Raw genomic sequence first — 18,081 nt, forward strand, 5'->3', positions numbered from 1 at the left:
GTGAGTTCTCCTTGCTGTGTAGGTCTAGCGTCCGGAACTGCTGTGCTGAGCCCGGCTGTGCTGGTGGGGTGGGCTCGGCTCAGCGGCCGAGAAGCTTCTTGACCTTCTTGGCGTCCGGCTTGGACACCTCGACGTCGTTCGCGATCGAGCGGGTGTACTTCGAGGACTTGTGCTCGAGGTAGTGGCGGCCGTTGGTCTGCTCGCGCATGACCTTGCCGCTGCCGGTGATCTTGAACCGCTTCTTGGCACCGGAGTGCGTCTTCATCTTCGGCATGGCTGCCGATCTCCTTGCTGTCGATGCGCTCGCCTGATGAGGCGACCGACTGTTCGGTGGTTCGTGCGTCTGTTCGGTCGTGCGGGTGGTGCTCAGGCCTGGTCGGCCGTGGCCTCCGCTGCCGCAGGGGCTGCGTCGGGGGTGGTCTGCTCGGGGCTCTGCTCCGGGGCCTGCTCCGGGGCCTGCTCAGGGGCTGCGGACTGCTCCGCACCGGTGGCCGGCTCGTGCGAGGTCCGTGCGCGGCGCTGCTCTGCCATCGCCTCGGACTTCTTCTTCGTCGGGGCCAGCACCATGATCATGTTGCGGCCGTCCTGCTTGGGGGCCGACTCCACGGTGCCCAGCTCCAGCACGTCCTCCGCGAGGCGCTGCAGGAGGCGGAACCCGAGCTCGGGACGCGACTGCTCGCGTCCGCGGAACATGATCGTCACCTTGACCTTGTCGCCGCCCTTGAGGAACCGCTCGACGTGGCCCTTCTTGGTGCCGTAGTCGTGCGGGTCGATCTTGGGGCGGAGCTTGATCTCCTTGATGACCGTGTTGACCTGGTTCTTGCGCGCTTCGCGAGCCTTCAGTGCCGCCTCGTACTTGAACTTGCCGAAGTCCATGAGCTTGGCGACGGGAGGCTTGGCCATCGGGGCGACCTCGACGAGGTCGAGGTCTGCCTCGGCGGCCAGACGCAGCGCGTCTTCGACGCGCACGATGCCGACCTGTTCTCCGTTGGGGCCAACCAACCGCACTTCGGGTACCCGAATGCGGTCGTTGATGCGAGGTTCGCTGATGTTGGTGCTCCTCTGTGGGAAGTTCACTGCCGTGAAGGTACGTCTGCTGATGTCACCGTCGGCCGCTGCAACGAAGAAAGGCTCCCCGTCGCCGTTGCGCGGGAAGCCTCACCTGTCCGTCACTGGCCTCCGAGGGGAGGTATGCCGCGTGGCTTGCGCCCGCGGCATACGCCTCGGTGACCCCGTGGACCCGGCAACCGTGAGGTTGACGCGGGTGGAAGCAGGTGCTGCTTCACTTGCACACCGCGCCCGCTGCTGGGCGACCCTCTCAGGTCACCCGACGATGGACACGGCCGGTCGATCTGAAAGGCTACCAGCGTGAGCACCGAATCTCCCAATCCCGCCGCAGCCGCCGATCACGACGTCGTCGCAGGTCACGAGCAGGCCACCCGGGACATCGCCGAGGTGCCGGCCGTCGAGGTCATCACCACCGCCGCCATCCACCTGATGAGCGCCGCAGCGGTCAAGTGTGGGCTCGCCGAGGGACCCGACGCGGCCGACCAGCTCGACCTCGACGAGGCCCGGCGACTGATCTCGGCGCTCGCCGGGCTGGTGACGGCCAGCGCCCCCGACCTGGGCAGCCAGCACGCCGCTCCGCTGCGCGATGGGCTGAAGTCACTGCAGCTGGCGTTCCGCGAGGCCTCGGTCATCCAGGACCCGCCCGGGCAGGGGCCCGGCGAGAAGCTCACCGGCTCCGTCGTCTGACCGGCGTCACCGACCCTGGTCAGCCCTGGTCGCGCACCGTCGTCGACCGGGGACCTCGGCCCGACGGCCTAGCGGGATCAGGCGTCGGCCGTGGCGCGCACGCGGTTCGCGGCCCGACGCTCGCTCGCCCGGCCGGAGGTGGCCACCGCGCCCACCAGGGCGACCAGCAGCCCGGCACCAGCCACGACGAGGAACCCTGCCTGCCAACCGCGGTGGTCGATGGCGAACCCGGCGAGCGGCGCGCCCAGCGCCATGCCGCCGGTCATGAACGAGCCGTGCCAGCCCATCGCCTCGCCGCGGGCCGACCCCGGCACGACGCGACTGACCTGGTCGACGGTGGCCGTGATGGTCGGGGCGCAGAAGAGGCCCGCGACGAACGACAGGACCGCCAGCGACCCGACGCCCATGGCGAAGGCCATCGGCGCACTGACCAGGGCCAGCCCGCCGAGCAGCCAGAAGGCGGACACCGACTTCTGCAGGCCGCCGTAGACCAGGCCGCCCAACAGCGAGCCGAAGCCCCACACGGCGAGGACCCACCCGATCGACGGCTGGGCGTCGAAGTCGCGCAGGGCGGCGACGATCGCGATGTCGGTGCCACCGAGGACGAGGGTGGTCGCGGCCGCAGCCAGGCAAATCACCAGGAACCGCGCCCGGAACCACTCCGAACGCACGACCCGCGGCACCTCGGCGCTGACCCCTTCGTCGTCCACCGGGGCCTCGGCCTCGTCGTGCAGCACCGGGTTGGCGAACCACAGGAGCACCCCGGCCAGCACGCCCAGCATCTCGATGGCGAACAGGACCCACTGGGTGGGCCACACGGTCGCGGCCCAGACGCCGGCGGCCGGTCCGACCATGAAGGACAGCTCGACCGCGACGGAGTCGAGCGAGATCGCGGTGCGGCGATCGTCCTCGTCGACGGCGGCGATGACGGCCTGCCGGATGATCGAGAACGACGGGATCACGAACAGCCCCGCCAGCGCGGCGAGCGCGAGCAGCCACCAGTAGGAGACGAACGGGGCGATCGACCAGCAGACCGCGGCCACGACGATCGACGGCACGACCACCCGGCGCAGGCCCCGACGGTCGAGCAGCTTGCCGCGCCACGGACCGCTGACCGCGATGGCGATGGTCGCCGCGGCCGACACCAGCCCCGCCGCGGCATACGGCCGACCCAGGTGGCTGACGACGTGGAGGGTCAGCACCACGCCACCGGCGAAGATCGGCATGCGCACCAGGAAGCCCAGCACCAGCGCCTGTCGCAGGGCGGCACTGGCGAGGACGCGACGGTAACGGGCGTTGGCGAGCAGCACCCACCTACTGTCGCACCAGCCACCGACACCGGCCAAACCAGTTTTGGTCATGTCATGGTGCTCCTGTCAGTGAACACAGTGGTCCTGTCAGTCACGGCGGTAGGTTCGTCGCCGTGACGATCTACCACCTCGCCGAGCCCACGCACTGGGCGGCCGCCGTCGCCACGGGCTCCTACGCGCAGTCGACCCGCGGTCGGACCATGCAGGAGGAAGGGTTCATCCACTGCTCGTCGGACCAGCAGTGGCCCGTGGTGCGCCGGGCCTACTACGGCGACCTCACCGGCCCGTTGCTGCTGCTCGAGATCGACGAGACCCGGCTCACCGAGCCGCCCGTCGTCGAGGTCGGCAACCCGCAGACCGGTGAGACCTTCCCCCACCTGTATGCCGCCCTGCCGGTCGATGCCGTCGTGCGCGTCACCGAGCTGCCGCCACCGCACGACGAATGAGGCCTCCGAGGACCCGCGCCTCAGGAGATCGCGAAGGCCAGTCCGTCGATGCGAGCGCGGATCTCGCCGTCGGTCGCCAGCCGCTCGCCGACCGCCGTCGCGACGGCTTGGACCGCGGCCGAGTCCAGGCCGGGCCGCAGGGTCAGCGAGATCCGCAGGACCCCCTCGCCCGGGGCGCCGGGACCGATCTCGTGGGACACCACCGCATCCTGCTCACGCACGGCCGCTGCCACCGATCGCCGGACCACCTCGTCCTCGTGGGCGGGCAGCCACTCGCGTTGCTGGGCCAGCGCCCAGACCATGCTGGGTCGCAGGGCGACCGTGGCGGGTCCGGCGACGTCGACGACCATCACGTCGCACCGCTCGCTGACCGCCGCCTGGCCGGCGCGGGCCGCAGTGACCGGCACGGGGCGGGCCTGGGGGTCCCAGGCCGCGATGGCGGCCATCGAGGAGAAGACCGGCAGGGCACGGGTGCCATCCGGGGCCACGAGGGTCACGGCGGCCAGGTCGGTCTGCTTCTCGACGGTGAGCGCACCAGTGGAGTGCTCCCCCGAGGTGTCGACCGAGACGGGCTCGGCCACGATGGGCACGAGCAGCCGTGCGGCGCCGAGCGCAGCCATCAGCGCGACCTCGTCACCCGGGTCGGCGAGGGCGCCCCTCAGCGCGGGGTCGGCCGCACCGGTGTCGCCGTCGAAGCCGGTGCTGGTGAGCTCCCTGCCCCCGAACGGGGTGCCCGCCGAGTCCTGCTGGCCGCTCCCACTCACGGCCGGCCCGCCACGTCGAGGGCGTCGGGCAGGGTGAACGCCCCGCGGTAGAGCGCGGACCCGATGATCGCACCCTCGACGCCCTGCGGCACCAGCCCCCGGATGGCCTCGATGTCGGCGAGCGTCGAGACGCCACCGGACGCCACGACCGGGCGGTCGGTGCGCGCACAGACGTCGCGGAGCAGGTCGAGGTTCGGGCCCTTGAGCATCCCGTCCTTGTTGACGTCGGTGACGACGTAGCGGGCGCAGCCCTCGCGGTCCAGCCGGTCGAGGGTCTCCCACAGGTCGCCGCCGTCCTTGGTCCAGCCCCGCGCGGCGAGCGTCGTGCCCCGCACGTCGAGCCCCACGGCGACGCGGTCACCGTGCTCGGCGATGGCGCGGGCGGTCCACTCCGGGTCCTCGAGTGCCGCCGTCCCGAGGTTGACCCTGCGGCACCCGGTGGCCAGAGCCGCGTCGAGGGACTCGGCGTCCCGGATCCCGCCACTCATCTCCACCCGGATGTCGAGCCGGCCCACGATGTCGGCGAGCAGGTCCCGGTTGGAGCCCCGCCCGAACGCCGCGTCCAGGTCGACGAGGTGCAGCCACTCGGCGCCCTGCTCCTGCCAGGCGAGCGCGGCCTCCCACGGGTCGCCGAACTCTCCGCCGCTGCCCGCCACGCCCTGGACGAGCTGGACGGCGCGGCCGCCCTGGACGTCGACGGCGGGCAGGAGCTCGAGCCGGGGGGCGCTCATGGGGTGTCCTCGGTGGGTGGCGTGGCTGGGGTGGGTGGTGTGGACTCGACCACGGGAACAGTGGGCTCGACGAGGGGCGCCGCGTCCTCCAGGGGCGGCTCCGCCGCGTCGTGGTGGCGGCCCTGCAGGTAGAGGTAGCCGCCGACGACGAGCAGGGCCAGCAGCACCAGACCGATCCGTACCGGCCACGACGCGTCGAGCAGCAGGGTCACCACCAGCGTGCCGAGCGCGGCACCGACCGTCGTCGCGACCTTCGGCCGGGTGCGTCGACGGGTGGTGGCGGTCGGGCGTCGGCGTCGCGCCGTGCTCGTGGCCCTGCGGGTGGTGGCCCGGCGGGCGGTCGCCTTGCGGGCGGTCGACTTCTTGGCGGTCTTCGCCGCGTTGGTGGACTTCCTCGTGGAACTCACAGCGATCGCACCCAGTTCTCGAGCAGGGACAGGCCGGCATCCCCGGACTTCTCGGGGTGGAACTGCGTCGCGCTCAGCGGACCGTTCTCGACCGCTGCGACGAAGCGGCCACCGTGGTCGGCCCAGGTGACCTTGGGCGCGACGGCGGCGAAGGCACCACGGGGCTCCTCCAAGGTCCAGGCCTGCACGGCATACGAGTGGACGAAGTAGAAGCGCTCGGACTCGACGCCCGCGAAGAGGGTGGAGCCGGCGGCGACGTCGACGTCGGACCAGCCCATGTGGGGCACCACCTCCGCCTGCAGTCGGGACACCGACCCCGGCCACTCCCCCAGTCCCTCCTGGGGGGAGCCGCTCGGCTCGTCGGAGCCGTCGAACAGCACCTGCATGCCGACACAGACGCCGAGCACCGGTCGGCCGCCCGAGAGCCGCAGGTCGATCACGGCGGGACCGTCGGCAGCGCGCAGGCCGGCCATGCAGGCGTGGAAGTTGCCGACCCCGGGCACGAACAGCCCGTCCGCCGCCAGCGCGGTCGACCGCTCGCCGGTCAGCTCGACGTCGGCGCCGACGTGCTCGAGCGCGCGCACCGCCGACCTGACGTTGCCGCTGCCGTAGTCGAAGACGACCACCCGGCTCATGAGTTCTCCTCCAGCTCTGAACGATGACGGGCCTGTTCGGCCATCCGGGCGTCGAAACGGGCCACCGACTGGGCGGTCGGCGCCACCACCTGGCCGCGCAACCCGACCTTGGGGCCGACGAGGTCGGAGCCGGGGAGTCCCAGCGCCGAGAGCAGGTCGGTGATGATCACGTCAGCGCGCCCGTCGCGGCCGCCCACGACCTCGGCCACCGCGCGGGGGTCCCCGCTGCGTCCCGCGGCGGCGAGGAGGTCGGAGGGTCGGGCCAGCTCGAGTCCGGGCGCCCGGACCAGCCCGGCCCCGGGCTCCCAGACGAGCCACCGGACGGCGGCCCGCCAGCCGGGACCCTGGACGGTGACGACTGCGCGCCCGTCGATGGTGAAGAACCCGAGGGCACTGCGCAGGCGCCGTGGGACCGGCCGCGCCGCGAGCACCGTGACGGCGTCGTCGTAGGGCGGCTCCGCGCGCGAGGACGACTCGATCGGCAGCACGGCGGTCCAGGGTCCGAGCGGGATGACCTGGCAGGCCACCAACCCTCGGCGCACCCACGTCGACACCGGCCCGGTCTCGCCGCTCACCAGGAGCAGTCCGCGCGCCTCCTGCGCGGGCTGCCACGGCGCGCTCACGTGGAGAGGCTGCCCTTCGCGCTGGGTATGCCGCTGACCCGGGGGTCGCGCGCGACGGCCGCACGCAGGGCCCGCGCCACCGCCTTGAACTGGGCCTCGACGATGTGGTGGGGGTCGCGCCCGGACAGCACGCGCACGTGCAGCGCGATCCCGGCCCGACCGGCGAAGGACTCCCAGACGTGGCGGGTGAGCGACCCGACATAGGTGCCGCCGATCACGACGTAGGCCTGGCCCTCGGGCTCACCGGTGTGCACGACATAGGGGCGCCCGGCCACGTCGACGACCGCCTGCACCAGGGCCTCGTCGAGCGGGACCGTCGCGTCGCCGAAGCGGGAGATGCCGCGCTTGTCACCCAGCGCCTCGCGCAGGGCGTCGCCGAGCACGATCGCGACGTCCTCGACCGTGTGGTGCGCGTCGACGTGCACGTCACCGGTCGCCTTGACCCGGAGGTCGATCAGCGAGTGCTTGGCCAGCGAGGCGAGCATGTGGTCGTAGAAGGGCACGCCGGTCGAGATGTCGGACTGTCCCGTGCCGTCGAGGTTGAGCTCCAGCTCCACGCTGGACTCCGACGTGGCGCGGCTCAACGAGACGGTGCGGTCACCGGCCCGGGTGTCGCGGGTCACTGCCTCTGGCGTCCCGGCCTCGTGCGTCACGGCGCGCTCCTGTCCTGCTCAGGTCGGGCGACCCGCGCCATGGCGGCGAGGAACGCACCGGTCTCGGCCGGGGTCCCGGCCGTGACACGAAGATAGTGGGGTATCCCCACGTCGCGGACCAGTACTCCCCGGTCCAGCAGTGCCCGCCACGTCTGCGCGGCGTCGTCGAGCCCCCCGAACAGGACGAAGTTGGCGTCACTGGCGACCGGGTCGAGCCCTAGCCGCGCCAGCTCCACCACGATCCGGTCGCGCTGCTCCTTGATGACCTCGACGGTCGCGAGCATCTCGGGCGCGTGCCGCAGCGCGGCCAGCGCGATCGCCTGCGTGGGAGCCGACAGGTGGTAGGGCAGCCGCACGAGTCGGAGGGCGTCGACCAGGGCAGGGTGGGCGGCGAGGTAGCCGAGCCGCCCTCCCGCGAACGCGAACGCCTTGCTCATGGTCCGGGTGACGACGAGCCTTGGGCGGCCCTCGAGCAGGGTCAGCGCGCTGGGCGTGCCCGGGCGGGCGAACTCCTCGTAGGCCTCGTCGACGACCACGACGGCACGCTCGGCCGCGGCATACACGGCCTCGACGACGTCGAGGCCCAGGGCGGTGCCGGTGGGGTTGTTCGGTGAGCAGAGGAAGACGACGTGCGGGTCGTGGGCGCGCACCTGGGCGACCGCGGACTCGACCGTCAGGTCGAAGGGCGTGCCGCCGGCTCCGCGCAGCCCGTCGACCCAGGTGCTGCCGACCGAGCCGCTGATGATCGGGTGCATGGAGTAGGCCGGGGTGAAGCCGAGCGCCGTGCGCCCGGGGCCACCGAACGCCAGGACCACGTGCTGCAACACCTCGTTGGAGCCGTTGCCGGCCCAGACCTGCGCCGCGTCGACCGCGGTGCCCGAGGATGACAGGTATGCCGCGAGGGCAGTCCGCAGCTCGGTGAACTCACGGTCGGGGTAGCGGTTCAGGTCGGCCGCGACCGCCGCGACCGCAGCGGTGATCTCGGCCACGACGGACGGCGGGACCGGGTAGGAGTTCTCGTTGGTGTTGAGCCGGACGGGCACATCGAGCTGCGGTGCGCCGTAAGGCTTTTCGCCTCGAAGATCGTCACGGAGCAGCGCTGTGATGCCGCCGTCCTCGGGGGGCTGGGCCATGGTCGGGTCAGCCCTGCCCGAAGCGGACCTGGACCGCCTCGCCGTGGGCCGGGAGGTCCTCGGCCTGCGCCAGCGTGACCACGTGGTGGGCCACCTCCTCCAGCGCTGCCTCGGAGTAGGTGACGACGTGCACTCCGCGCAGGAACGACTGCACCGACAGCCCACTGCTGTGGCAGGCGCAGCCGCCGGTGGGGAGGACGTGGTTGGACCCGGCGACGTAGTCACCCAGGCTGACCGGCGAGTGCGGTCCGACGAAGATCGCGCCGGCGTTGCGCACCCGGTCGCTGACTGCGGCGGCGTCGGCCACCTGCAGCTCGAGGTGCTCGGCGGCGTAGGCGTTGACGACCGCCAGGCCGGCGTCGAGGTCGTCGACCAGCACGATGCCCGACTGCGGGCCGGTGAGCGCCTCGCGGACCCGCTCGGAGTGCTTGGTGTTGGCCACCCGGTCCTCGAGGTCGGCGCGCACGGCGTCGGCGAGCACCACCGAGTCGGTCACGAGCACCGAGGCGGCCTGGGGGTCGTGCTCCGCCTGGGACACCAGGTCGGCCGAGACGTGGGCGGGCACCGCGGTGTCGTCGGCGAGGATCGCGATCTCGGTCGGTCCGGCCTCGGAGTCGATGCCGATGACGCCCTTGAGGTAGCGCTTGGCCGCGGCGACGTAGATGTTGCCCGGTCCGGTGACCAGGCTGACCGGCTCGCACACCACGGGTGCACCGCTCGGGTCGGACTCGTCCTCGAACCCGAAGGCGAAGGCCGCGACGGCCTGGGCACCGCCGACGGCATACACCTCCTCGACACCCAGCAACGCGCAGGCGGCGAGGACGGTCGGGTGCGGGTAGCCGGTGAAGACGCCGGAGTTGTCGCGCTGGGGCGGGCTGGCCACGGCCAGCGAGCCGACCCCGGCGATCTGGGCCGGGACGACGTTCATGACGACGCTGGAGGGGTAGACCGCGCGGCCACCCGGGACATAGAGACCGACCCGGTCGACCGGCACCCAGCGCTCGCTGACCTCGCCACCGGGCACGACGGTGGTGGTCGTGGTGGAGCGCCGCTGGTCCTCGTGCACGAGGCGCACGCGCCGGATCGCCTCGTCGAGCGCGGCGCGCACCTGCGGGTCGAGGTCCTCGAGGGCGGCCGTCAGCACGTCGGCCGGCACCCGCAGGCTGGTCGGACGGACGCCGTCGAACCGCTCCCCCAGCTCGTAGAGGGCCGGGGCGCCTCGATGACGGACGTCCTCACAGATCGGCCGGACCGTCTCGACGGCCGCAGCGACGTCGAACTCGGCACGGGGCAGCAGGTGGCGCAGCTCGCGGACGCCCAGCTCCTGTCCGCGCAGGTCGATCGTGGAGAGCATGCGGCAAGTCTAGGTGGGGCACGTGGGGCGTCCCGGTGCGGTCTCAGCCCCCGGTCTCGCGCTCCCCGGGGCGGCCGGAGCCCGACACGGTCTGCGGCGTGGCCGCGTCGACCACACCGGGGCTGGGCACGAAGGCGACCTGGACCGGCGCGCCCTGCTCCATGGCCGAGGGCGCGCCGGGCGCCACGGGTGAGACCGGCGTCGCGGGTGCGACCCCCTCCGCCGACTCCTCATCGGTGGTGAAGGTCGCCTCCAGGCTGCCGGCCAGCTCGTCCTTGGGCCACCGCGCGGCCAGCAGGACGAGGACTCCCAAGGTCACCACCGCACAGATGCCGACCGAGGCCGCTGGGGTGGTCCGCTCGGAGATCCAGCCGGCGAACAGGAAGCACGCACCCGTCACGCCGACCGACAGCGCGCCGGCGAGCCCGAAGACCCTGCCGCGCATGGCCGTGGGGACGAGCAGGGTGAAGGCCGCCTGCAGCGGCAACATGTAGCACTGAAGGGCACCGCAGACGAACCACGCAGCCCAGACCAGCGGCAGTGGCGGTTCGAAGATCGTCGCGAGGAGCGGCAGCGGGGTCAGCAGGGCGAGGCGGAGCACGAGCGAGGACTGGCGCTCCGCGGGGAGCCGACCGATGAGCAGCAAGCCGACCACGGCACCGAGGATCGGTGAGGCCATCAGCAGGCCGCCCCAGGTCGACGACGTGCTGTGCTGCGCGGCATACGGCAGGGCCACGGCTTCCGGCGCGGCGATCGCCAGCGCGCTCGCCAGCGACAGCCCCAACATCGACAGCAGGACCCGGCTGGCGCGGATCTGGCGCCAGCCCTGGCGCAGGTCGGCCAGCATGCTGAGCAGCGGGGCGTCGTCGGGCACGACGACGGACTTGGGCGGCTTCACGAGGGTCAGGATCGCAGCGCCCACGATGAACGTCAGCAGGTCGAGCAGGAGCGCCTTGGTGTCACCCATCAGGCTCACGACGGCACCACCGATGGCCAGCCCGATGGCCTGGTTCACTTGCGCCGCAAGGGTGCTCAGCCCGAAGGCGCGGGTGTAGAGGCGTCGGTCGGGGAAGATGTCGGTGAGCAGCATCTGGCTGGCGGTGACCGCGGGGCCACCGACGAACTCGATCACGGCCACCAGCGTCAGGACCAGCACGAAGGACTGGGTCGTAGCCACCACGAGGATGAGGACGCCGACCAGCAGGGCTCGGATCAGGTGACTGCCGATGAGGCAGATCCGTGGGGGTATCCGGTCACAGATCGGCGAGAGGAGGGCCCGGCCCAGCACGCTCGGCACCAGCGAGACCGCGAAGGTCGCCGCCGTGGCGAGCGCCGATCCGGTCCACTCGAAGACGACCGCCGCGACCGTGATGCGGGCGATGTAGTCGCCCCACGTGGACAGCGTCGCGACCGCGAAAACGGGTAGGAAGACAGGCGTGCGGAGCACCTCGGCGAACGAGGGCACCGCGACGGAGTCGTCCCTGCCGGTGGCCATGCGCCGACCGTACCTTCCTAGGCGGAACCGTAAAAGTTGAACTCTGTCACGGTACGCGCATGTCGGGCTGCCCGCCGGTAGGTCTCGGCAAGATCTGCTCCGCTCCCGGGCTCTCCCCCGAGGATGCGGCTCACGCCGTCGGCCACCCGCAGGTCCGACGGGACGCTCTCCACCGGGCGACCCCGGTAGAGCACCGAGGCGTTGCGCAGGCGCGACGCGAACGACCAGGCGTCGCGCAGGGCCGAGGCCTGGTCGGCCGCGATCAGCCCGGCCTCCTCCGCGGCGTCCAGCGCCGGAAGGGTGCTCGTGGTCCGGAGCGCCGGGACGGCGTGGGCGTGTCGCATCTGGATGAGCTGGACGGTCCACTCGACGTCGGACAGGCCACCGCGTCCGAGCTTGAAGTGGCTCTTGGGGTCGGCGCCCCGGGGCAGCCGCTCGGCCTCCATGCGGGCCTTGAGCGTCCGGATCTCCCTGACCTGCGGCTCGGTGAGACCGGCCTCGGGCCACCGCAACGGGTCGATCAGCGCGACGAACCGCTGTCCCAGGTCGAGGTCACCGGCCAGCGGGTTGGCGCGCAGCAACGCCTGGGACTCCCAGGTGAGCGACCAGCGTCCGTAGTAGGCGCGGTAGCTGCCCAGGCTGCGGACGAGGGGTCCGCTCTTGCCCTCGGGTCGCAGGTCGGCGTCCAGGCCCAGCTGCGGGTCGGGGCCTGCCGAGGAGAGCAGACGACGCAGCTCCTGCACCGTCTCGAGGGCCTGCTCCTGCGCCGCGGCCTCGTTCGCGCCCTCGTGAGGGTCGTGCACGAAGAGCACGTCGGCGTCGGAGCCATAGGCCATCTCGCCGCCCCCGAGCCGGCCCATGCCGACCACGAGGATGTCGGTGACGAGCGAGCCGTGCTCGGACTCCACGGCCTGGATCGCGACCTGCAGCGCGGTCTCGACGAGGGCTGCGGTCAGGTCGGTGAGCGCTGCACCCACGCCGGCCAGGTCGAGGCTGCCGGCCAGGTCGGCCACGGCGATGCGGAAGAGCTCCTGTCGCCGGATGCTGCGCGCCGCTCGCACTGCCTTGTCGGGGTCGGACTGTCGTCCGGCTGCCGCGCTCATCCGGCGGACGAGGTCCTCACGCGAGATGGGGGTGAGGCCCCCGGCGTCGCCGAGGATCGCGACCGACTCCGGCGCGCCGACGAGGAGGTCCGCGGCATACCGGCTGCGGGCGAGGGTGTGCGCGAGCCGCTCCGCGGCCGAGCCCTCGTCGCGCAGGAGGCGCAGGTACCAGTGCGTCGAGCCGAGCTCCTCGCTCACCTTGCGGAACGCGAGCAGCCCACCGTCGGGGTCGGCCTCGTCGGCGAACCAGCCGAGCATCACCGGGAGCAGGGTGCGCTGGATGGACGCGCGGCGGCTCACGCCCGCGGTCAGCACCTCGAGGTGACGCATGGCGCCGGCCGGGTCGCGGAAGCCGAGGGCGGCCAGCCGCTCCCTGGCGGCCTCGGGAGCCAGCCGAGCGTCGCTCGAGCTGAGCCGGGCCACCGCGGCCAGCAGCGGTCGGTAGAAGAGTCGCTCGTGGATCCGTCGGACCTCGCGGGCCTGCTGCTGCCACTGCGTGACGACTGCCTTCGCGGCGTCGGAGCGGTGCCCGAGCGCCCGGCCCAGGCGGCGCAGGTCGCTGTCGGCGGTCGGCATGAGGTGGGTGCGCCGCAGGCGGAACAGCTGGATGCGGTGCTCGAGGGTCCGCAACAACCGGTAGGAGGCGTCGAGGGTGGCCGCGTCGTCGCGACCGACGTAGCCGCCGCGCGCGAGGGCGTCCAGCGCCTCCAAGGTGGTGCCCGAGCGCAGCGAGTCGTCGGAGCGACCGTGCACCAGCTGGAGCAGCTGCACGCTGAACTCGACGTCACGCAGCCCACCGGGACCCAGCTTGAGCTGGCGCGCGGCCTCACCGGACGGCACGTGCTGCTCCACGCGGCGACGCATCGCCTGGACGTCCTCGACGAAGTTGTCGCGCGACGCCGCGCGCCAGACGAGCGGGTTGACGGCCGCGATGTAGGCCGCGCCGAGCTCGCGGTCACCGGCCACCGGACGGGCCTTGAGCAGCGCCTGGAACTCCCAGGTCTTCGCCCAGCGCTCGTAGTAGGCGCGGTGGCTGTCGATGGTCCGCACCAGGGGGCCGTTCTTGCCCTCCGGACGCAGGGCCGCGTCGACCGGCCACAGCGTGCCCTGACCGGTGCTGGTCGAGCAGGCGCGCATGAGGTGGGTCGCCAGACCGGTGGCCGCCGCGATGGCGCTGGCCTCGTCGACGCCCTCACGGGGCTCGGCGACGAAGATGACGTCGACATCACTGACGTAGTTGAGCTCGCGGCCACCGGTCTTGCCCATGCCGATGACGGCGAAGTCGCAGAGCTCGGCCTGCTCCCTCAGCTCGGCGCGGGCGATGACCAGCGCCGCCTCGAGCGCCGCCTCGGCCAGGTCGGCCAGCGCGGCCGCCGCCTCGGGAAGCGCCCGCTCGGGCTCCCCCGACGTGAGGTCCAGGGCCGCGATCGCGAGCAGCTGGCGTCGATAGCCGATCCGCAGGGCGTCGTATGCCGTGTGCGCGCCGGGCGCGCGCACCGCGGCCACGAGCTCCTCGACGCGTTCGGTCGGCGTCAGTGGGCGGGCCTGCGCCACGCTGCTCCAGTGCTCGGGGTGGGCCACGAGGTGGTCGCCGAGCGCCGTCGAGGCCCCGAGCACCGCCAGCAGCCGATCTCGCGCGGGTCCGCGATGGCGCAGGGCCGCGACCAGACCGGCCACCTGGGCGCCGACGCCGGACTCGTCGTCGCGGCGACGGGGGGCGGAGGCCCGCAACGACTCCATCAGCCTGACCAGGCTGAGGAGGGCGAGGTCGGGGTCGGCCACGACGCCGAGGGCGTCGGGCAGGCCATCGCTGAAGAGGTCGTCGAGCGGGTCGACGAGACCGGCCAGGGCAGGGTCACCGAGCAGCTGGACGGCGCGCGGCGGGTCGGCGAACCCGAGTCGGGCCAGGGTGGCCGTCTGCGAGACAAGGCGGCCGGAGGTCACCGGGTCAGCCTAGTTGCTGCCGTCGGGCCACTCGGGCCTACGCCCACGTCGCTGACCGACGGTTGCCCCGCGGTGGCCCAGCTGACCTGCACGGAGGCGTACCCCGGCGATGCCGTCAGAGGCCGGGGAGGTAGCGCTCGAGCTCGAACCGGGTGATCTCGCCGCGGTAGTCGTCCCACTCGGCCCGCTTGTTGCGCAGGAAGAAGTCGAAGACGTGCTCACCCAGGGTGTCGGCGACGAGCTCGCTCTTCTCCATCACACGGATGGCCTCGTAGAGCGAGGTGGGCAGCGGCTCGATGCCCATCGCCTGGCGCTCCGACGAGGTCAGGCCCCAGACGTCGTCCTCGGTCTCGGCGGGCAGGTCGTAGTCCTCCTCGATGCCCTTCAGCCCGGCCGACAGCATCAGCGCGAAGGCGAGGTAGGGGTTGCAGGCCGCGTCGAGGGTGCGGACCTCCACCCGACTGCTCTGGCCCTTGGCCGGCTTGTACATCGGGACGCGCACCATCGCGGAGCGGTTGTTGTGGCCCCAGGTCAGGTGGGCCGGAGCCTCACCACCACCCCAGAGGCGCTTGTAGGAGTTGACCCACTGGTTGGTCACGGCGGTGATCTCGGCGCCGTGCCGCAGCAGTCCGGCGATGAACTGCCGGCCGACCTTGCTCAGCTGGTAGGGGGCGCCGGCCTCGTAGAAGGCGTTGCTGTCGCCGTCGAACAGCGACATGTGGGTGTGCATGCCGGAGCCCGGGTGCTCGGAGAAGGGCTTGGGCATGAAGGAGGCGAAGATGCCCTGCTCGAGGGCGACCTCCTTGATGACGGTGCGGAAGGTCATGATGTTGTCGGCCGTCGAGAGGGCGTCGGCGTAGCGCAGGTCGATCTCGTTCTGACCGGGGCCGCCCTCGTGGTGGCTGAACTCCACCGAGATGCCCATCGACTCGAGCATGGTGATCGCCGCGCGCCGGAAGTCGTGGCCGGTGCCGTGCGGGACGTGGTCGAAGTAGCCCGCCTGGTCGACCGGCTCGGGGTGCTCCCCCGGCTTGAACCCGGCCTTGAGCAGGTAGAACTCGATCTCGGGGTGGGTGTAGAAGGTGAAGCCCAGGTCGCTGGCCCGCCCCAGCGCCCGCTGCAGGACATGGCGCGGGTCGGCGTGGCTCGGTGAGCCGTCGGGCAGGGTGATGTCGCAGAACATCCGGGCCGTCCCCGGGTTGTCACCGCGCCACGGGAGCACCTGGAACGTCGCCGGGTCGGGCTTGGCCAGCATGTCCGCCTCGTAGACCCGCGCGAAGCCCTCGATGGCCGAGCCGTCGAAGCCGATGCCCTCGGCGAAGGCCCCCTCCAGCTCGGCGGGGGCGACGGCGACGGACTTGAGGGTCCCCAGCACATCGGTGAACCACAACCGCACGAAGCGGATGTCGCGCTCCTCGATGGTGCGAAGGACGAACTCCTGCTGACGATCCATGTGTCGGATCTTGCCCTAGTTGTGTTTCCCCGGCGTTACGTGCCACGCGGGGAGACCGTGCTCAACACCCTCTTCGTATGCCGCGGGCCCCTTCTCCGCCGGATCCTTCCCCGAGAGCGGCATCGGCGGATGGTCGGTGGGCCCGTCCCGGCCCGGCTCGAACGGGCTGCTCCCCTCACCAAATGCGGGACAGATGAACGCTTTGCCTCTCCTAGAGCTCCCAGACGTCTACCTTCGGGACGTGGACTTCGAGGGAGACGAGCTGCTGTGGATCAACAACGCCTTGGCCGAGGTCCTTGGTGGGCCCGCAGCCATCGAGGAGTGGGAGTTCCACACCCGGATCGGTGGCAACCGCGATGATGTGACGGCTCTGCTCCAGAAGGTGAACGAGGAGATTGGTGCTCTTCGTCGGGCCGACCCCGAGTGGTAGCGCCGACCACGAATGGGGCATGCGCCCTGTCCGCGGCATGAGCGTGCGGCGGGATCGGGACACGGCTGAGCACCAACTCCGCCCGGACCGCCGTCCCGCTCACACCCGTTCGACGCGGTCGGCCTGTGGTCCTCGATCGCTCTGTCGCACCTGGTACCTGACCCGATCGCCCTGGTACAGCGCCTCGGCGCCTCTGAGGACCGACACGTGCACGAACAGGTCCGCGCCACCCGCGTCCGGGGTGATGAACCCGAACCCCCGCTCCGCGTCGTAGCGCGCGACCACTCCTTCGCCGCCGCGCGCCGGGACGTCGGATGCCTCCCGGTGTCCCGACCGAGCGCGGGTCGTCGACGTCGCGGGTGCGCCCCGCGGTGTCGAGCTGCGCGCGAGGCGCACGTCGCGAGCCTGCGGACCCTTCTCGCTCACGACGATGTCGTACGTCACCCGGTCCCCCTCGTCCAGCCCGGGGAGCCCGTCGGCCAGCTCCCGGACGTGGACGAAGACATCGGGGCCGCCCGACTCGGGGGTGATGAACCCGAAGCCCTTGTCGCCGTCGTACCACGACACGGTGCCGTTTGCCCCATCGGATGCCACGGCCTGCTGGGCGGCCTGGGCTCCCAAGGGGAGCAGATGGTCAGCCTGCGGTCCCTTCTCCCCGTCGACGACGAGGAACGCCACCCGCTGCCCCTGCGAGACCACGCCACCCCCCACGATGGCCGAACTGTGCACGAAGATCTCGGCAGCACCGCCGTCGGCCGTGATGAAGCCGTACCCCTTGGCAGGCTCGTACCAGGACACGGTGCCGAGCACGCCCAGCGGTGTGTCGGCGGCCCTGTCAGCCGTGACCCGGACGCGGCGTGCCTGCGGGCCGCGGTCCCCTTCGCCGATCTCGAACTCGACCACCTGCCCCTCCCGGAGCAGCTTCATCGCGTCGTCGCTGACGATCTCGGACGCATGCACGTACAGGTCCTCTGCCTCCTGCCCGAGGGCGATGAAGCCGAACCCCCGGTCGGCATCGAACCAGCGGACGGTTCCCTCGGTCACGGCTGACTCCTTGTCGAAGCTACGGTCGGTGTTCCCCCCAGTGTCCCCGACGGGACTGCGACCAGCGCCCGGCGCCAGACGGTGCTCGCACCGTCGTGGCAAGTGCCCAACGGCGACATCCACGGCGCCCGGTGCCGCGCCGACAGCGGCAGATGAGCGCGGTTTGGACAGGGTGGTCAGGCATCGGATTGCGCCGATAGGTCTCAGGTAGCGGTGACGTGCTCACCGATGCGCTCTCCTCGATCCGCACCCGCCAGTCGTCCAACAGTCGTCGAAGGTCACCGGCATCGAAGCCCCGCGTGGCGGCAAGGACGAAACGCAGTCGTTGAGTGCCTCGGTGAAGAGTCGCCAGTCCGGTCCCAGATCGACATCGATCTGGCCGTCTTCGCGCCTATTGAACCGAGCCTCCATGGACGGCACTATCTCATCCGCCCATCGGTAGATCCGGTTGACCGTGCGTGGCGCGCACCCGTCGACGGGAAGGCGGGAGGTCAGGCGGCTTGGTGGCCGTGGCGGTCCAGGGGTCGGGTGGTGTGGGTGCGGCCGTCGGGGGCGGTCCAGGTGCAGACGCCGAGCTTGTCCATGGTGACCTGCCAGCCGGCGTGGTGCTTGAACCCGTGGTGGGTGGCGCACAGGGTCTGCAGGTTGGTGACGGTGGTCGGCCCGTCGGGATGTCGGACCACGTGGTCGAGCTGGCAGCGTCTGGCGGCGGTGGCGCAGCCGGGGAACCGGCAGGTGCCGTCCCGGGATCGGACGGCTCGCGCGGTGGCGGCGCCGGGGCGGTAGGTGCGCGGGTCCTGC

General features: G+C 71.9%; 19 protein-coding genes. 3 read left to right on the forward strand and 16 right to left on the reverse strand.

From position 1 onward, the window contains the following. Positions 1-79: 79 nt before the first annotated feature. Both rpmI and infC read right to left on the reverse strand, forming a co-directional pair. Positions 80-274, reverse strand: coding sequence for a 50S ribosomal protein L35 (gene rpmI, locus AC1DWJ_RS03365; RefSeq protein WP_457255578.1), 195 nt, complete (start codon positions 272-274; stop codon positions 80-82). A 92-nt stretch (positions 275-366) separates the two neighbouring features. Then, the gene (infC, locus tag AC1DWJ_RS03370) at positions 367-1,050 is read right to left on the reverse strand and encodes a translation initiation factor IF-3 (RefSeq protein ID WP_457255611.1); all 684 of its coding nucleotides are present in this window, start codon (positions 1,048-1,050) and stop codon (positions 367-369) included. A 318-nt stretch (positions 1,051-1,368) separates the two neighbouring features. Between infC and AC1DWJ_RS03375 the strand changes: the two genes are divergently transcribed. Next, positions 1,369-1,755 carry a DUF1844 domain-containing protein gene (locus AC1DWJ_RS03375; protein WP_457255579.1) on the forward strand — a complete coding sequence of 129 codons (387 nt, stop codon included), beginning with the start codon at positions 1,369-1,371 and terminating at the stop codon, positions 1,753-1,755. A 77-nt stretch (positions 1,756-1,832) separates the two neighbouring features. On the opposite strand, the gene AC1DWJ_RS03380 is transcribed toward AC1DWJ_RS03375, so the two are convergent. Beyond that, on the reverse strand, positions 1,833-3,116 hold the full coding sequence (locus AC1DWJ_RS03380) for an MFS transporter (protein WP_477619964.1): 1,284 nt from the start codon (positions 3,114-3,116) through the stop codon (positions 1,833-1,835). Between the two features lie 62 nt (positions 3,117-3,178). On the opposite strand from AC1DWJ_RS03380, the gene AC1DWJ_RS03385 reads away from it, so the two are divergent. Next, positions 3,179-3,511, forward strand: a complete 333-nt coding sequence (locus AC1DWJ_RS03385; RefSeq protein WP_457255581.1) for a DUF952 domain-containing protein — start codon at positions 3,179-3,181, stop codon at positions 3,509-3,511. A gap of 20 nt (positions 3,512-3,531) precedes the next feature. Here the strand turns inward: AC1DWJ_RS03385 and AC1DWJ_RS03390 are convergent, their stop codons facing one another. The 11 genes from AC1DWJ_RS03390 to AC1DWJ_RS03440 all read right to left on the reverse strand — a co-directional run bounded on the left by AC1DWJ_RS03390 (position 3,532) and on the right by AC1DWJ_RS03440 (position 15,806). After that, positions 3,532-4,275, reverse strand: coding sequence for an SseB family protein (locus AC1DWJ_RS03390; protein ID WP_457255582.1), 744 nt, complete (start codon positions 4,273-4,275; stop codon positions 3,532-3,534). Then, on the reverse strand, positions 4,272-5,006 hold the full coding sequence (gene priA, locus AC1DWJ_RS03395) for a bifunctional 1-(5-phosphoribosyl)-5-((5-phosphoribosylamino)methylideneamino)imidazole-4-carboxamide isomerase/phosphoribosylanthranilate isomerase PriA (RefSeq protein WP_457255583.1): 735 nt from the start codon (positions 5,004-5,006) through the stop codon (positions 4,272-4,274). Before priA ends, AC1DWJ_RS03390 begins: the two co-directional genes overlap by 4 nt. After that, a complete protein-coding gene (locus AC1DWJ_RS03400; protein ID WP_477619965.1) occupies positions 5,003-5,413 on the reverse strand; it encodes a hypothetical protein in 411 nt (136 codons plus the stop codon). Before AC1DWJ_RS03400 ends, priA begins: the two co-directional genes overlap by 4 nt. Next, positions 5,410-6,048, reverse strand: a complete 639-nt coding sequence (gene hisH, locus AC1DWJ_RS03405) for an imidazole glycerol phosphate synthase subunit HisH (RefSeq protein WP_477619966.1) — start codon at positions 6,046-6,048, stop codon at positions 5,410-5,412. Before hisH ends, AC1DWJ_RS03400 begins: the two co-directional genes overlap by 4 nt. Further along, entirely contained in the window at positions 6,045-6,671 is a 627-nt protein-coding gene (locus AC1DWJ_RS03410) for a hypothetical protein (RefSeq protein ID WP_477619967.1), read from the reverse strand. Before AC1DWJ_RS03410 ends, hisH begins: the two co-directional genes overlap by 4 nt. After that, positions 6,668-7,294 (reverse strand): imidazoleglycerol-phosphate dehydratase HisB, encoded by a 627-nt coding sequence (gene hisB / locus AC1DWJ_RS03415; protein WP_477619982.1) that lies wholly within the window; start codon positions 7,292-7,294, stop codon positions 6,668-6,670. The genes AC1DWJ_RS03410 and hisB overlap by 4 nt, the downstream gene beginning before the upstream one ends. Positions 7,295-7,320: 26 nt before the next feature. Continuing rightward, positions 7,321-8,457 carry a histidinol-phosphate transaminase gene (locus AC1DWJ_RS03420; RefSeq protein WP_477619968.1) on the reverse strand — a complete coding sequence of 379 codons (1,137 nt, stop codon included), beginning with the start codon at positions 8,455-8,457 and terminating at the stop codon, positions 7,321-7,323. 7 nt (positions 8,458-8,464) lie between these two features. Then, positions 8,465-9,811 (reverse strand): histidinol dehydrogenase, encoded by a 1,347-nt coding sequence (gene hisD / locus AC1DWJ_RS03425; protein ID WP_477619969.1) that lies wholly within the window; start codon positions 9,809-9,811, stop codon positions 8,465-8,467. Positions 9,812-9,854: 43 nt separating this feature from the next. Beyond that, positions 9,855-11,306 (reverse strand): MFS transporter, encoded by a 1,452-nt coding sequence (locus tag AC1DWJ_RS03430; protein ID WP_477619970.1) that lies wholly within the window; start codon positions 11,304-11,306, stop codon positions 9,855-9,857. A gap of 17 nt (positions 11,307-11,323) precedes the next feature. Beyond that, positions 11,324-14,353, reverse strand: coding sequence for a bifunctional [glutamine synthetase] adenylyltransferase/[glutamine synthetase]-adenylyl-L-tyrosine phosphorylase (locus tag AC1DWJ_RS03435; protein WP_477619971.1), 3,030 nt, complete (start codon positions 14,351-14,353; stop codon positions 11,324-11,326). Between the two features lie 115 nt (positions 14,354-14,468). Further along, a complete protein-coding gene (locus AC1DWJ_RS03440; RefSeq protein ID WP_457255591.1) occupies positions 14,469-15,806 on the reverse strand; it encodes a glutamine synthetase family protein in 1,338 nt (445 codons plus the stop codon). Positions 15,807-16,047: 241 nt separating this feature from the next. Between AC1DWJ_RS03440 and AC1DWJ_RS03445 the strand changes: the two genes are divergently transcribed. After that, entirely contained in the window at positions 16,048-16,236 is a 189-nt protein-coding gene (locus AC1DWJ_RS03445; RefSeq protein WP_457255592.1) for a hypothetical protein, read from the forward strand. A gap of 99 nt (positions 16,237-16,335) precedes the next feature. On the opposite strand, the gene AC1DWJ_RS03450 is transcribed toward AC1DWJ_RS03445, so the two are convergent. Next, the gene (locus AC1DWJ_RS03450) at positions 16,336-17,280 is read right to left on the reverse strand and encodes a cold-shock protein (protein WP_457255593.1); all 945 of its coding nucleotides are present in this window, start codon (positions 17,278-17,280) and stop codon (positions 16,336-16,338) included. Positions 17,281-17,771: 491 nt separating this feature from the next. Then, positions 17,772-18,081 (reverse strand): HNH endonuclease signature motif containing protein (locus AC1DWJ_RS03455; protein ID WP_477619972.1); only part of this gene is annotated, 310 nt, incomplete at its 5' end.

Source organism: Pedococcus sp. P2_D7 (assembly GCF_056404295.1).